We start from the raw sequence: 14,860 nt of genomic DNA on the forward strand, positions 1-14,860 counted from the left end.
GCGCCGGCGACGCCGCCCGCCGAGGGCGCCGCGCCGGCAACACCGCCCGCCGAGGGTGCTACGCCGGCTACACCGCCTGCAGCGGGCGCCGCACCGGCGGCGCCGACCGATGCCGCAGCGGCTCCGCCGGCGCCAGTTGCCGCCGCCCCGACGACACCGGCAGCGGCACCTGCCGAGACCTCGTTGCCGGTCGGCCAGAAGGCAATCTTCTATGAGGAGCGCACCAGCACGGCTCAGGGTTCGGCCGAGCCCGGCAGCATCGTCTGGTCGCTGGTGCAGGAATCGCCCGGCGGTGACCTGCCGCCGGAACCGGCGATCCGCGCCGAAGCGACCATCCCCGGCAAGGATATCCAGTTGCGCATGACCATCCGCCGCAACACCGACCAGACGCTGCCGGCCAGCCACATCATCGAGATGATTTTCCTGACGCCGGATGGCTTTGAAGGCGGTGGCGTCGACAATATCCTGCGCGTCGCCATGAAGAGCTCGGAACAGGATGCCGGCAGCCCGCTGATCGGCATTCCGGCCAAGATCGCCGACGGCTTTTTCCTGGTGGCGCTGAACGACACCAAGGCGGATGAAGACGCCAATCTGACCTTGCTCAGGGGCCAGGACTGGATCGACGTGCCGGTGGTCTACAAGACCGGACGCCGCGCTCTGCTGACCATGGAAAAAGGCATTCCCGGCGAGAAGGTGTTCGACGAGGCGATCAAGGCCTGGCAGGCGAAGACGGCGGGCTGAGGATCGAGGAATGGGTCGGCTTTCCCGGCCCTTCGCTATGGCTCCGGGCGTTCGTCGCTTCAATCGACAAATCGTTGTCGATTGATCGGCCTACGGCCGAACGCTCCTCACCCTTCCATCTCCTCGCGCAGCATTTCCAGTTCCAGCCATTCTTCCTCAAGCGCCGCCAGCGTCGCGCGCTCCTTGTCGAGGGCGGCGATGGTCTTCTGGAACGAGGCCGGATCGCGCTCGTAGTAGGCCGGATCGGCGATGTTGTTCTCCAGCCGCGAGATCGACGCCGTCACCGCCTCGATTTTTTTCGGCAGCGATTCCAGCGCGAACTTCTGTTTGAACGACAGCTTTTTTGCCGGGCCTTTTGGCGCGGATGCTTCCGTCCTGACAGCGGCAGTCATTTCGCCAATCTCTGCCTTCGCCCGCGCCTTGCGATCGTCGAGCCTGGTGCCACCGCGCTGCGCCAGCATGTCGGAATAGCCACCGGCATATTCGATCCAGCGGCCGTCGCCGTCCGGCGCGATCAGGCTGGTCACGGTGCGGTCAAGGAAATCGCGATCATGGCTGACCAGGATGACGGTGCCGGCAAAGCCGGCGACCAGTTCCTGCAACAGTTCCAGCGTCTCCATGTCGAGATCATTGGTCGGCTCATCAAGCACCAGAAGGTTTGCCGGCCGCGCCAAAACGCGGGCGAGCAGCAGGCGCGCCCGCTCGCCGCCGGAGAGCTCACGCACCGGCGTGCGCGCCTGCTCCGGCTTGAACAGGAAATCCTTCATGTAGGAGACGACATGGCGCTGCTCGCCATTGATGACGAGGTTTTCACCGCGCCCGTCGGTGAGGTATTGCGCCAACGTCTCGGCCGGATCGACAGCCTCGCGCTTCTGGTCCAGCGTGGCGATCTCCAGATTGGTGCCGAGCCGCACCGATCCCGCATCCGGCTTCATCTCACCGGTCAGCATCTTTAGGAGTGTCGTCTTGCCGGCGCCGTTTGGCCCGACCAGGCCGACGCGGTCGCCGCGCTGGATGCGGGTCGAAAAGCCCTTGACCACGGTGAGGTCGCCAAAGCTCTTCTCGATGTTTTTCGCCTCGATCACCAGCTTGCCGGATTCGGCGGCGTCGCTGGCCACCATGTTTGCCGCGCCCTCGGCGCCGCGATGGCCGCGAAAGCGCTGGCGCATGGTCTGCAGTTCGCCGAGCCGGCGCATGTTGCGCTTGCGCCGCGCCGTCACGCCATAGCGCAGCCAGTGTTCTTCGCGCACGATCTGGCGGCCGAGCTTGTGCTGCTCGCGCTCTTCCTCTTCCAGCACCACGTCGCGCCATTCCTCGAAATGGCCAAAACCCTTGTCGAGACGGCGGGTCTGGCCGCGGTCGAGCCAGATGGTGGCGCGCGACACGCGCTCGAGAAAGCGGCGATCGTGCGAGATGACGACCAGTGCCGAAGAGGTGCGGGCGAGCTCCTCTTCCAGCCATTCGATCACCGAGAGATCGAGATGGTTGGTCGGCTCATCAAGCAGCAGGATGTCTGGCTCGGGCGCCATGACGCGGGCAAGGGCGGCGCGGCGCGCCTCGCCGCCGGAGAGGTCGTTCGGCCGTTCTTCGCCGGACAGGCCGAGATGCTCCATCAGATAGGTGGCGCGGTAGGGATCGTCGGCGGGTCCGAGCCCTGCCTCGACATAGGCGCGCACGCTGGCGAAATCATCCATGTCGGGCACTTGTGGAAGGTAGCGCACGGTCGCCGAGGGCTGGCGGAACACTTCGCCGTCCTGCGGCTCGATCAGCCCGGCGGCGATCTTCAAAAGCGTCGACTTGCCGGAGCCGTTGCGGCCGACCAGCGCGATCTTGTCGCCGGCCGATGCGGTCAGCGCGGCGCCATCGAGCAGCGGCGTGCCGCCAAAGGTCAGTTTTATCCCGTCGAGATTGAGAAGCGGCGGCGCCATGTCAGCTTTCTGGAAGAGGGTAGGGGTGAGCGAGCAACAGCGCGCGGCCACCACCCAGTGCAATTTCGAGCCGGCCCTTGACCTCGTTGGAAATGGTCAGCGAGGAGCCGAAGGCAACTTCGACATGGGCGAGCGGCCATTTGGCGCCAGTGACGGTCAGGCCGGACAGATCGGAAAAGCCAAGGATCGAAAACAGCGTGCCGTCGGCATAGTCGAAACCGGCTTTGCCCGGCAGCAATGGGATGCCCTCCTGCGCGCCGCTGGTCAACAGCACCTGCGTACCGGCCTCAGCCAGCCGGAGGCTGAGCGCCAGATGCAGGAAAGCGTGGTCGGCGCGTTTGCCGCCGAAGGCGCCGGCGAGCACAAGGCTGGTCGCCCCGCGTTCGAGCGCGGCGGCGATGGCAAGTTCGCCGTCGGTCTTGTCTTTTTCCGGCGGAAACACCTGGCGGGGCACGGACGCCAGGTCATCCGGCAGATCGGCCGGCACGGAATCGAAATCGCCGACCCAGAGTTCCGGCATCAGGCCCAGCATTCGGGCATGGCCAATGCCGGCATCGGCGGCAATGACGCGCGAGCCTTCGACCTGGCGGTCGAGCAGCGGCGTGCGGATGAGATCGCCGCCAAGCAGGATGGTGAATGTGCTCATATCTGGTGGCCCTTACCAGCCCGGCACGAGAAACGGAAGGCGGCAAACTCCCACTTGCGCGGTCGATCGGCCGGGCCTATGTGTCGACACGCTCTAACGGGGTGCCGGACGCGATCTTCGCGGACCGGCTGAGAGGCAGATCTGCCAACCCGCTGAACCTGATCCGGTTTGTACCGGCGGAGGGATTAGACGCTTCGGACAGCCCGGCGCCTCAATTCCTTTCAACGCGAACGAAGGAGGCGCCGATGCGCACGCTTTTTTACTCTCTTGTCTCCGCAACAGTTCTTGCGGCATCCGTTCTTGCCACGTCCGGGCCGGCATCCGCCCAGGAAAAGCTCACCGTCTACACCTATGAGAGCTTCACTGCTGACTGGGGTCCCGGCCCTGCGGTAAAAAAGGCCTTCGAGGCCGAATGCGCCTGCACCCTCGACTTCGTCTCGGTCGCCGATGGCGTGGCATTGCTCAACCGCGTCAGGCTCGAAGGTGCCGCGACCAAGGCCGACATCGTGCTCGGCCTCGACACCAATCTCACCGCTGAGGCAAAGGCCTCCGGCCTGTTTGCGCCGCATGGCGCGGTGTCTGAAAACAACGTGCCGGGTGGCTGGAGCGACGACACTTTCGTGCCGTTCGACTATGGCTATTTCGCTGTCGTTTACGACACCGAAAAGCTGAAAGTCCCGCCCAAGAGCCTGAAGGAATTGGTTGAGGGCAGCGCCGACGAGAAGATCGTCATCCAGGATCCGCGCACCTCGACGCCGGGACTGGGCCTGCTGCTCTGGGTGAGGTCAGTCTATGGTGACAAGGCGCCGGAGGCCTGGGCCAAGCTCAAGGCGAAGGTGCTGACCGTGACGCCGGGCTGGAGCGAGGCCTATGGCCTGTTCACCAAGGGCGAGGCGCCGATGGTGCTGTCCTACACCACCTCGCCGGCCTACCACATGGTTGCCGAAAACACCGAGCGCTACCAGGCGGCGTCCTTCGAAGAGGGCGAGTATCTGCAGATCGAGGTCGCCGGTATCACCACCACAGGCGCGAAGAACCCGCTGGCGGAAAAGTTCATCGCCTTCATGACCGGGCCGAAATTCCAGGATGTCATCCCCGAGACCAACTGGATGTTCCCGGCCGGCAAGACCGACAAGCCGCTCAACCCGGCCTTTGACAAACTGGTCAAGCCGATCAAGACCTTGCTGTTCAGCCCGGAAGAGGTCGCGGCCAACCGCAAGGCCTGGGTCGACGAATGGCTGGCGGTGATGAGCAAATAGGAATCGGAATGGTGCCGGCGCGTTCGACCGATCCTCGCGTCACTGCCGGCATCATTGCGCTGGCGGCGATCGCGCTGTTGATCGGCGGCGCGTTCGCCGGGCTCGTCCTCGAAGGCGGGCGGGACCTGTCCGGCGCGGTGTCGGCCTTCGATCCCTATCTCCTGCGCGTCGCCCGCTTCACGCTGTGGCAGGCGGCCCTCTCGACGCTGCTTTCCGTCGTACCCGCGCTGTTCGTCGCCCGCGCGCTGTCGCGGCATCCGCGCTTCTTCGGACGCGGTTTCATCCTGCAGCTGTTCGCCGTGCCGCTGGCGCTGCCGGCGATCGTCGCTGCACTTGGTATTCTCGCCCTCTACGGCCGCGCCGGCTATTTCGCCGGCGTGCTCGGCACGATCGGTGGCCAAAGCTGGCCCGGCATCTATGGCCTGTCCGGCATCTTGGTCGCCCATGTCTTCTTCAATCTGCCGCTCAGTGTACGGTTGTTTCTCGAAGCGCTGGGCACGGTGCCTGCCGATCAGTGGCGGCTGGCGAGCCAGCTTGGCATGGGCGCGGCGCCGGCCTTCCGGCTGATCGAGTGGCCGACATTGCGCGCGGCCCTGCCGGGCGTCGCCGGGCTCGTCTTCATGCTCTGCATCACCTCGTTCACCATCGTGCTGATCCTCGGTGGCGGGCCGGCCGCGACGACGCTGGAGGTCGCCATCTACCAGGCGCTGCGCTTCGATTTCGATCCCGCACGGGCAGTGACACTGACGCTGCTGCAGATCGCCTTGACCTTTATCGTCGTGCTGGCCTTAATGCGGCTCGGCGCCAACACCGTTGGCGACGCCAATTTGCCGGTGGCGTCGCGTCGCTATCTTTCGGCAGGTGCTGCAGAGACCGCGCTGAATGCCACGTTGATCGTCCTCGCACTGCTGTTTGTCGCCGGACCGATGGCGGCGACCGTGATGTCAGGCCTTGGCGCCGATCTCGGCCGTCTCGCCGGTGAGAGCGCGGTGCGCCAGGCGACGCTGACCAGCGCCGTGCTGGCCTTCCTGTCGGCGCTGCTTTCGGTGGCGCTGGCGCTGTCTCTGATCATGGCACGGCGGGCGTTGTCGCTTCGCCGCCGCGTTGGCGCCAGAACGCTGCTCGAACACGCCACCGACACCGGCGCCGGTTTTGTTCTTGTCGTGCCGCCGATCGTCATCGGCGCTGGCTGGTTTTTGGCCCTGCGCACGGTCAGCGATGTCTTTGCCATTGCTCCGATCATGGTCGTCACTGTCAACGCGGTAATGGCGATGCCGTTTGCGCTTCGCGCCGTCCGCCCCGCCTATGATGCGGCGAGCGAACGCCATGAGCGGCTTTGTGCACAACTCGGCATTTCCGGCTGGAGCCGGCTGCGGCTGATCGACTGGCCGTCGCTGCGGCGGCCGCTCGCCACCGGCTTTGCCTTTGCCATGGCGCTGTCGCTTGGCGATCTCGGCGTCATTGCGCTGTTCGGCAGCGATTCCGTGCAGACGCTGCCCTATCTGCTGCTGTCGCGCATGGGCAGCTACCGCACTGCGGACGCCGCCGGCCTGGCGCTGCTGCTCGGCGTGGTTTGCCTGGCGCTGGTTCTGGCGGCAGACTGGCTGGGGCGGGGAGAAAGATCATGACGTCCGCGAACCGGGGCGCCGGCAACGAAGGAGGCGCGGCCGTACGGCTGGACAATGTCACCTTCAGCTATGCTGAAGTGCCGTTCTCATTCGACGTCGAGTTCGCCGCGTCAAAAATCACCGCCATCATAGGCGCGAGCGGCTCGGGAAAGTCGACACTGCTCAATCTGGTGGCCGGCTTCGAGACGCCGCAGTCGGGCCGAGTGCTGATCGGCGGCGCCGACATCAGCGCCGAGCCGCCCTCGGCGCGGCCGGTGTCGATGGTGTTCCAGGAAAACAACCTCTTTGCCCATCTTTCGGTGGAACGCAATGTCGGGCTCGGCCGCTCGCCTTCGCTCAGCCTGAGCGAGGCCGACCGTGCCGCAATTGCCGAGGCGCTCAAGCGCGTCGGCCTTGCCGGCAAGGAGAGACGCCTGCCGCGCGAACTCTCCGGTGGTGAGCGGCAGCGCGTCGCACTCGCCCGCGTTCTGGTGCGCGACCGGCAAGTGCTGTTGCTCGACGAGCCTTTCGCCTCGCTCGGACCGGCGCTGCGCGATGACATGCTCGACCTGGTTGTGGGCGTTCACGCGGAACGGCAGATGACGGTGCTGTTCGTGACCCACCAGCCGGAAGATGCGCGACGCATCGCTCAGAATATCGTGTTCCTGGACAACGGCGCCGTTGCGGCAACCGGGGCTGCGGCTGATTTCTTCGCCGGGGCTGGCCCGGATGCCTTTCAGCGCTATATCGGCACGGGTCCGGGCGGATCACGAGATGTTGCCCGGAAGCGGACATAATTTACGGCCAAACCGGGTAGAGGCGAGGTGGCGCTTGCTTGCCATGGTCGGAGTAGTGTGGCTAGGTCCGCCCAGTACTGGTCCGGCACAGGCCGTGATTTGCCCCTACAGCGTCGTGTCCATTCGGACGACAAGGATGCTGTAGGTTTTTTGATTTTGTGCGTGATCTCCAAGCCGCCGACGCGAACCTTCGGTTCGGGATCATGTGTTGAGAGCCGAAAGGAAGCTGTTCTGCCGACCGGCACAGACACAGTACGACGCAGTCCGCTGGCGCGCTTTCTCACGCTGGCCGGCTTGGCCGTGGCGCTGGCAAGCTGCCAGATGTTCACGCCTCCGGACGTGCAGGAATCCGGCTTCCAGCCGTCCGACAAGCCGATTACGGTCGACAATGTCGCCGCCAACAGCAAGCTCGCGGAGCTGGCGAAGGCGCAGCACCCGCGCATCCTCGCCACCTATGGTGGTGAATATTCCGATGCCAAGCTCGAACGCATGGTCGCCAAGGTCGTCGGCCGCCTGACTGTGGTGTCGGCCAACCCGACGCAGACTTATCGCATCACCATCCTCAATTCGCCCAACGTCAACGCCTTCGCGCTGCCGGGCGGCTATCTCTACGTCACGCGTGGCCTGTTGGCGCTGGCCAATGATTCGGCCGAGCTTGCCGCCGTCATCGCGCATGAGATGGGCCACGTCACCGCCAACCATGGCCTGCAGCGCCAGCAGTTGGAGGCCGAGGAAGGGTTGGCAACCAAGGTCGTCTCCGACGTGCTCGGCGACAGCCCGACCGCCAAGGCGGCGCTGATCCGTGGCAAGTTGAAGCTGGCCCAGTTCTCGCGCAACCAGGAGCTGGAGGCCGACGCCATCGGCATCAAGTCGATCGGCGAAGCGGGTTTCGACCCGTTTGCCGCCGGCCGCTTCCTGCAGTCGATGTCGGCCTATACCGATTTCCGTTCGATCAGCGGCGCCACCGACGCCAGCCTCGACTTCCTGGCCACGCACCCCAACACGCCGCAGCGCATCGATCTGGCGCAGCGCCATGCCCGCCAGTTCGGCGCGCCCGGTGTCGGTACCCGTGACCGCGATTCCTTCCTGGCCGGTATAGACGGCCTGCTCTACGGCGACACGCCGGAGGAAGGCTATGTGCGCGGCGAAACCTTCATGCATCCGGGCCTCGGCGTCTCCTTCTCGGTGCCGGATGGTTTCATCATCGACAATTCGGCCGCGGCGGTGACCGCCACCGGTCCCGGCGACATGGCGATCCGTTTCGACGGTGTGGCGATCGACAAGAACCGCCCGTTGACCGACTACATCCGCAGTGGCTGGGTTGCCGGTCTCGTCGACAGCAGCGTCAAGCAGGAGACGATCAACGGCAACGAGGCCGCGACTGCGCATGCCGGTGCCGAAGGCTGGCAGTTCGATATCGCGGTGATCCGTGCCGGCGGCCAGGTCTACCGGCTGCTGACCGCGGCACCCTCCGCCAGCACTTCGCTGGACCCGGTGGCGCGCTCGGTCAGCGGCTCTTTCCGCATTCTAAGCGCTGCCGAAAAGGCAGCGCTGAAGCCGCTGCATATCCGCGTCGTCACGGTGCAGCCGGGGCAGACCATGGGTTCGCTGTCGGCGCAGATGGTCGGCGTCGATCGCAAGCTCGACCTGTTCCGGGTGCTTAACGCGCTGTCGCCCGGAGCCGCCGTTTCGGCCGGCGACAAGGTCAAGATCGTCACCGATAAGTAAGAATCGGGCGGGCAGGCGGTGCGATAGCTCGCCAGCGGGTGGTGGCGAAGGTGGTTTCCACTCACATTGTCTGGTCGGCCGCCAATGACCGCCGCCGTCAGCCAGGGCTGCCGCCGCTGCGTTGTCCGCCACTGCCACTGCCACTGCCGCTACCACCGCCACGCCAGGGCGCGATGAATGGACCGGGTTCGCTCGGTACCGGTCCGAGAAGTTTCGGGAGGGGCTCCCTTTTGGGTTTGGCGACCTTGGGCGGTTTCGTGCGAATGACCTTTACCTTCGTGATTGTTTTCGTTTCGGGCGTGCAGGCTGCGATCGCCAGGGCATTGCGCCCAGCAGGACCGAGAATGCTCATCGCATAGATGTTCTGCCGTTCGATACCGGCCCTGAGGAAAGCCACGGCACGGGCCGAGTCGGCGGGCACGCCATTGCGGCCTTCCTTGAAGATCACGGCGAGATCGTTCATGGCATTGCTATGCCCCATCGCCGCCGCCTTGAGCAGCAGGTCCAATCCCTTGCCGGTATCGCGCTTCACGCCGAGGCCATTGAACAAGGATCGTCCCCACGCTGTCAGCGCGTAAGGGTCTCCCTTGGCGGACGCTTCTGAATAGAGGACGTTGGCTTTCGTGGTATCCGCAGTCGTCCCTATTCCGGACGAGGCGATGCGGCCGAGTTCGAAGACAGCCCGGACATGTCCCCTGTCGGCAGCCTGCTGGATTGCCTTTCTGGCTTCGTCGACCTTGTCTGACGCCAGCAAGGCACGCCCCAGTTCGTAGTGGAAGCGGGCGATGTCGGGGTAGGCCTTCACCGCCGCCTGGCAAAGCTCGACCGCGTTGCCGCCGATCTCGTTGGGCAGCAGTCCCGGGACCACGCCTTGCAGGTCGAGGGGTTCGCCTGCCGCCTGGTCGCAAGGGTCGACGCTTGGCGACAGCGTCATCGTCGCCCGTTTCGACGAATTGTTGGCTCGGATTTCGAAGCCGATCTCGACGGCAGCTGTCGAGCCGACCTGCGGCTCATAACGCAAATCACTGACTTCATTGGCCATCAGGCTCGATTGAGGCGACAGGATGCGGCCCGGTAGCGACAGCGTTCCCGTTGCCGGATAGCTGGCGAGCTTCAGGCTGATGCCTGGATCCTTTGCCGGCAGATCCAGCTTCAGCGGCACCGGGCCTATTCCGACCGGAACCTTGAAATCGCGATCCCCGATCGCCTCGGCGGCGCTGGAGATATGGATGCCGCGCTCAAGCACCCGCTGCTTCTGCTCAGCCTTGAGTGAGGCGATGATCTGCTTGCCGTCGGCGCCCTCGCCGCTCTTGACCCGCAGCACCAGAACGCCTTTGGATTCGCCACCCCAGTCGTCATGCGTGGCGTAGGCCAGCGTGTCCACTTGTTCCTGCTCGCCGACGCCCTTGGGGACTTCCATCTTCAGACGCGGCAGATCCTTGCTCTGGATCGGCTGGCCCACTTCTACGGGTTTGCCATCCAGCGTCAGCCGGCCGAGCGTCGGCGGGCTTTCAATGCTGACGGTGACCGCGCCGCCGTCGACGTCGACAGGCTGCGGCAGGTCCAGCGCGACAGGACCGACGCCGGACGGCACGACCTGCTCCAGCACCGGCGGCAGCGAGGGCCGGGTCACGCGACGCATCAGCACGACGTCGTCGATCAGCGAGGAGTTTTCCCACGGAACCTGCTTGCCATCCGTGGCCTTGACGACATCACGGCGCACCGCGGCCATGACCGTGCGTATCTCCTGATTCGGCGCCAGCGCCCTGCGCGAGAATGCCGACGAGAAGGGGCTGAGATCGCCGGTTCCGTCATAGGCGATTGCTCCCGGTTCCGTGGCAAAGGCGATCAACGTGTTCTGCGAGCTTTTGACTTGCGCGAGGCCGGTGCCGCCGGTGATGGTCAGCTGGTCGCGCAGCCAATAGTCCTTGCGTGGGAATGGATTGTTGCGGCAGGCATCGAGAATGATCACCTGGATCTTGGATTTCGAGCGCAGCTGCTCAAGCACATCATCCAGCTTGACAGCCTGGACCTCGATGTCGGCTGCATCCTTGAGCGAGGCATCGACCGGGATCAGGAAATTCTCGCCGCCGATCTGGAAGCCGTGGCCGGAGTAGTAGACGACGGCCAGATCGGCGCCGTCCGCGGCCGCGAGATAGTTGCGGAACTGCTCCTCGAACTGAAGCCTGGTGACGTCCTTGGCAAGGAACACATCGAAGCCAGCCTGCCGAAAAGTGTTCGACACATCGTCGGCGTCCTTGTCCGGATTCTTGAGAGCGGGAATGTCCCGGTACTCGGAATTGCCGATGACAAAGGCAACCCGTCGATCGGCGCGGACATCGAATGTCGTGAGGCCCAAGAGGACCAAGGCTGCAAGGATCGCATAGCATCGCAACATGACAAATCCCCATCCGCTATGACCTGTTCGGTCGCAAGAACGCACTTGCAGCGGCCGGGTCTGTAAAATGGGTCACAATCTAAAAATATATTGTAGAGGGATGCCGCCATTGCGGCGATATATTCTTATTTAATCAAAATCTTGCTTCTCTCCTCAGAGATCATACGTGCGTTCAGGCGGCCGTCGCCAGGAATTCCGGATTTTGCTCGACCAGCGCCACCTTCAGCTTTTCCATGGCGCGCGCCTCGATCTGGCGCACCCGCTCCTTGGAGATGCCCAGCGTCTCGCCGAGCGCTTCGAGCGTCGCGCCCTCGTCGCTTAGCCGACGTTCCTCGATGATCCTGAGCTCACGGGCGTTCAGCGCGCCGAGCGCCGTCTTCAGCCAACCGGACCGGCGCTCGACATCGATGGTGTCGCCGGCGACCTCGTCGGGCAGCGGATCGTCCGAAATCAGGAAGTCCATCCGCTCGGTCGCGCCGGCGTCGTCGGCGAGCGGCGCATTGAGCGAACTGTCGGGCGCCGAAAGGCGCGAATCCATCATCGCCACATCGGCTTCCGAAACGCCCAGCGCCACAGACACTTCGCGGTAGAGCGTGGCGTTGGAGATCGGCTCGGCGCCTTGCGCCAGCCGGGCGCGCAGGCGCCGCAGGTTGAAGAACAATGCCTTTTGCGCCGAACTGGTGCCGCCGCGCACGATTGACCAGTTGCGCAGGATGTAGTCCTGCATCGACGCGCGGATCCACCAGGTCGCATAGGTCGAGAACCTGACTTCGCGCTCCGGTTCGAAGCGCGCCGCCGCTTCCAGCAGGCCGACATGACCCTCCTGGATCAGGTCGCCCAGCGGCAGACCATAGTGACGGAATTTGGAAGCCATGGAGATGACCAGCCGCATATGGGCAACGGTGATCTGGTGTAGCGCGTGCTGGTCCTGGTTCTCCTTCCAGCGTAGCGCCAGGAGGTGTTCCTCGTCGCGCTCGAGATAGGGAGCTTTCATCGCCGTGCGGACCATGGTCCGGCCTGCCGTGTCTTCCATCATGCGCCGCGCTCCCTGTTACGGGCATTGCGGACGGCTTGGCGACCGCGATCCCTGGTTTGGCGTCGGGGTGGTTGAAATGGGGACGCCGCGCCCTACAACAGCCATGAACGTGCCATGCGCGGGATTGGTTCCGCCGCTCGTGTCGCGTGGGTTGTGCTGCCGGCAGGACGGTTGCAGCGACGCGAAGCCAGGCTGGTTGGCGCGAGCCGGCAGGGTTTTGAGAATTCGATTTCAGACGCGGCCTATTTTTGAAATCTGGTTCCTTATTTTGCCGCTCAGCATCTGTCAGTTTCCGGCTCTCACAATGCGCCGGACACCGGCCAAGGACGGGATCACAGAAAAATGAAATGGCTTAACTCACTCATCGTCGCCGGAACGCTGCAGGTTCTGGCTGTCACCGCTGGCCATGCCGGCGCCAATCTCGACCAGATCAAGCAGGCCGGCACCCTCAAGATCGGCACCGAAGGCACCTATGCGCCGTTCACCTATCATGACGCCTCCGGCTCGCTGGTCGGCTTCGACGTCGAGATCGCGCAGGCGATCGCCCAAAAGCTCGGCGTCAAGGCCGAGTTCCTCGAAGGCAAATGGGACGGGCTGATCGCAGGCCTCGACGCCAACCGCTACGACACCGTCATCAACGAGGTCGGCATCACCGATGCGCGTAAGGCCAAGTATGATTTCTCCGATCCGTACATCGCTTCCAAGGCGGTGCTGATCGTCGCCGGCGACAACACCGACATCAAGGGTTTTGCCGATCTCAAGGGCAAGAAGTCGGCGCAGTCGCTGACCTCGAATTTCGGCAAGCTGGCTGAAAGCAACGGCGCCGAGCTCGTCGGCACCGACGGCTTCGACCAATCGATCCAGCTGCTTTTGACCGGCCGCGCCGATGCCACCATCAATGACAGCCTGTCCTTCCTTGACTTCAAGAAGCACAAGCCAGACGCCAATGTGAAGATCGCCGCGCAGGAAGAAAACGCCGACTATTCCGGCGTCATCGTGCGCAAGGGCGATCCGGAACTGGTCGCCGCCATCAACAAGGCGCTGGCCGACATCAAGGTGGACGGCACCTACAAGAAGATCGCCGACACCTATTTCGGCCAGGACGTTTCGAAGTAGGCGTAGCCCATCGAGCTGACATGTAACGCGGCGAGCTGTCTTTGACGGCTCGCCGCTTTTCGCGTGATATGCAGCCTGCATTTGCGCTTCGATGAGCCGCTACGGCGTAATCTGGCAGGGAGATGCCTTTCGTGCCCCATTGGCTGCAACTGATGCTGGACTCGCTGCCTTCGCTATTGTGGGCAGCGCTGATCTTCACCGTGCCGCTGACGCTGCTGTCGTTTGCGCTCGGTCTTTTCGTTGGGCTCGGTGCAGCGCTGATCCGGCTGTTCGGTCCGAAGCCGCTGGTCGCGGTGGTCCGCTTCTATGTCTGGATTTTTCGCGGCACGCCGCTTTTGGTGCAGTTGTTCCTGATTTTCTACGGCCTGCCGTCGGCGGGCATCCTGCTCGATGCCTTCCCGGCGGCGCTGATCGGCTTCACGCTCAACATCGGCGCCTACACCTCGGAAATCATCCGCGCCGTCATCGGCTCGGTGCCGAAGGGACAGTGGGAAGCGGCCTATTCGATCGGCATGACCTGGGCCCAGGCGATGCGGCGCACGATCCTGCCGCAAGCCGGCCGGGTCGCGGTGCCGCCGCTGTCCAACACCTTCATCTCGCTGGTCAAGGATACGTCGCTGGCCGCCGCCATCACCGTGCCGGAGATGTTCCAGGCGGCACAGCGTATCGTTGCCACCACCTATGAGCCGCTGATCCTCTATGTCGAGGCGGCGGCGCTCTATCTGGTGCTAAGTTCGGTGCTGTCCGCGCTGCAGACGCGGCTGGAAACGCGGCTTAACCGCTATGGCGGCTTTCTGGAGGCGCGGACATGATCGGCCTCACCAGCATCGAGAAGCGGTTTGGCGACAATCTTGTGCTGAAAGGCGTCAGCGTCGCCATCGAAGAGGGCAGCGTCACCGCGCTTGTCGGCCCCTCCGGCGGGGGAAAAAGCACGCTTCTACGCTGCATCAACCTCTTGGAAATCCCGACTGCGGGCACGGTGCGCATCGGCGATGAGACGCTGGAATTCCGCCCCGGCATCAAGGTGTCCACGAGGGATATCCAGCGGCTGCGGCTGCAGACCGGCATGGTGTTCCAGAATTTCCAGCTGTTCCCGCATCGCACCGCGATCGAGAATGTCATGGAGGGGCTGGTGACGGTGCTGAAATGGCCGACTTACAAGGCGCGCGAGCGGGCGCTCGCCTTGCTCGAAAAGGTCGGCATGGCGCACAAGGCCGATGCCTGGCCGGCGACACTGTCAGGCGGCCAGCAACAGCGGGTGGCGATCGCCCGGGCGCTTGCGCCTTCACCGAAAGTGCTGCTTTGCGACGAGCCGACCTCGGCGCTCGATCCGGAACTAGCGCAGGAAGTGGTCGATGTGCTTGGCCAGCTTGCCAGCGAAGGCACGACCATGGTGATGGCGACGCATGATCTCAGGCTTGCCTCCAAGATCGCGCAGGAAGTGGTGTTTCTCGATGCCGGCGTCGTGGTCGAAAAAGGTCCGGCAGCGGTGCTGTTCAGCAATCCGGAACACGAGCGGACCAAGCGTTTCATTGCGACGCTGAAGCAGGAGGCGGGCGAGGCGTAGGTACGTGACCTCGCTTCAACCCTATTTCCAGAAACAA

11 protein-coding genes, 1 pseudogene and 1 riboswitch are annotated in these 14,860 nt (G+C 64.2%); of the genes and pseudogenes, 8 read left to right on the forward strand and 4 right to left on the reverse strand.

The genetic code is table 11. The features are described 5' to 3' along the window. Window positions 1-741 (forward strand): annotated as a pseudogene (locus tag AC1DX6_RS23510) (hypothetical protein); the annotation flags it as partial. 107 nt (window positions 742-848) lie between these two features. Here AC1DX6_RS23510 and AC1DX6_RS23515 read toward each other — a convergent pair. Together AC1DX6_RS23515 and AC1DX6_RS23520 are read right to left on the reverse strand one after the other, a co-directional pair. Then, window positions 849-2,669, reverse strand: coding sequence for an ABC-F family ATP-binding cassette domain-containing protein (locus AC1DX6_RS23515; RefSeq protein WP_477317758.1), 1,821 nt, complete (start codon window positions 2,667-2,669; stop codon window positions 849-851). Window position 2,670: 1 nt separating this feature from the next. Beyond that, on the reverse strand, window positions 2,671-3,315 hold the full coding sequence (locus tag AC1DX6_RS23520; protein ID WP_477317760.1) for a thiamine diphosphokinase: 645 nt from the start codon (window positions 3,313-3,315) through the stop codon (window positions 2,671-2,673). A gap of 87 nt (window positions 3,316-3,402) precedes the next feature. Continuing rightward, window positions 3,403-3,517: riboswitch (TPP riboswitch) on the forward strand. 43 nt (window positions 3,518-3,560) lie between these two features. Here AC1DX6_RS23520 and thiB point away from each other — a divergent pair. The 4 genes from thiB to AC1DX6_RS23540 all read left to right on the forward strand — a co-directional run bounded on the left by thiB (window position 3,561) and on the right by AC1DX6_RS23540 (window position 8,706). Next, window positions 3,561-4,574 (forward strand): thiamine ABC transporter substrate binding subunit, encoded by a 1,014-nt coding sequence (gene thiB, locus AC1DX6_RS23525; RefSeq protein WP_477317762.1) that lies wholly within the window; start codon window positions 3,561-3,563, stop codon window positions 4,572-4,574. A gap of 8 nt (window positions 4,575-4,582) precedes the next feature. Continuing rightward, the gene (gene thiP / locus AC1DX6_RS23530; protein WP_477317764.1) at window positions 4,583-6,202 is read left to right on the forward strand and encodes a thiamine/thiamine pyrophosphate ABC transporter permease; all 1,620 of its coding nucleotides are present in this window, start codon (window positions 4,583-4,585) and stop codon (window positions 6,200-6,202) included. Continuing rightward, window positions 6,199-6,978 (forward strand): thiamine ABC transporter ATP-binding protein, encoded by a 780-nt coding sequence (thiQ, locus tag AC1DX6_RS23535; RefSeq protein ID WP_477317766.1) that lies wholly within the window; start codon window positions 6,199-6,201, stop codon window positions 6,976-6,978. The genes thiP and thiQ overlap by 4 nt, the downstream gene beginning before the upstream one ends. Before the next feature lie 321 nt (window positions 6,979-7,299). Then, on the forward strand, window positions 7,300-8,706 hold the full coding sequence (locus AC1DX6_RS23540; RefSeq protein ID WP_477317768.1) for a M48 family metalloprotease: 1,407 nt from the start codon (window positions 7,300-7,302) through the stop codon (window positions 8,704-8,706). A 97-nt stretch (window positions 8,707-8,803) separates the two neighbouring features. On the opposite strand, the gene AC1DX6_RS23545 is transcribed toward AC1DX6_RS23540, so the two are convergent. Together AC1DX6_RS23545 and AC1DX6_RS23550 are read right to left on the reverse strand one after the other, a co-directional pair. Then, a complete protein-coding gene (locus AC1DX6_RS23545; protein WP_477317770.1) occupies window positions 8,804-11,104 on the reverse strand; it encodes a caspase family protein in 2,301 nt (766 codons plus the stop codon). 172 nt (window positions 11,105-11,276) lie between these two features. Continuing rightward, window positions 11,277-12,140 (reverse strand): RNA polymerase factor sigma-32, encoded by an 864-nt coding sequence (locus AC1DX6_RS23550; RefSeq protein WP_477317772.1) that lies wholly within the window; start codon window positions 12,138-12,140, stop codon window positions 11,277-11,279. Between the two features lie 342 nt (window positions 12,141-12,482). Between AC1DX6_RS23550 and AC1DX6_RS23555 the strand changes: the two genes are divergently transcribed. The 3 genes from AC1DX6_RS23555 to AC1DX6_RS23565 all read left to right on the forward strand — a co-directional run bounded on the left by AC1DX6_RS23555 (window position 12,483) and on the right by AC1DX6_RS23565 (window position 14,823). Beyond that, entirely contained in the window at window positions 12,483-13,256 is a 774-nt protein-coding gene (locus AC1DX6_RS23555; protein WP_477317774.1) for an amino acid ABC transporter substrate-binding protein, read from the forward strand. Between the two features lie 131 nt (window positions 13,257-13,387). Continuing rightward, window positions 13,388-14,068, forward strand: coding sequence for an ABC transporter permease subunit (locus tag AC1DX6_RS23560; protein ID WP_477317776.1), 681 nt, complete (start codon window positions 13,388-13,390; stop codon window positions 14,066-14,068). Next, entirely contained in the window at window positions 14,065-14,823 is a 759-nt protein-coding gene (locus AC1DX6_RS23565; RefSeq protein ID WP_477317778.1) for an amino acid ABC transporter ATP-binding protein, read from the forward strand. The genes AC1DX6_RS23560 and AC1DX6_RS23565 overlap by 4 nt, the downstream gene beginning before the upstream one ends. Window positions 14,824-14,860: the final 37 nt, after the last annotated feature.

The sequence above is a fragment of the Mesorhizobium sp. P2_C4 genome (genome assembly GCF_056404575.1).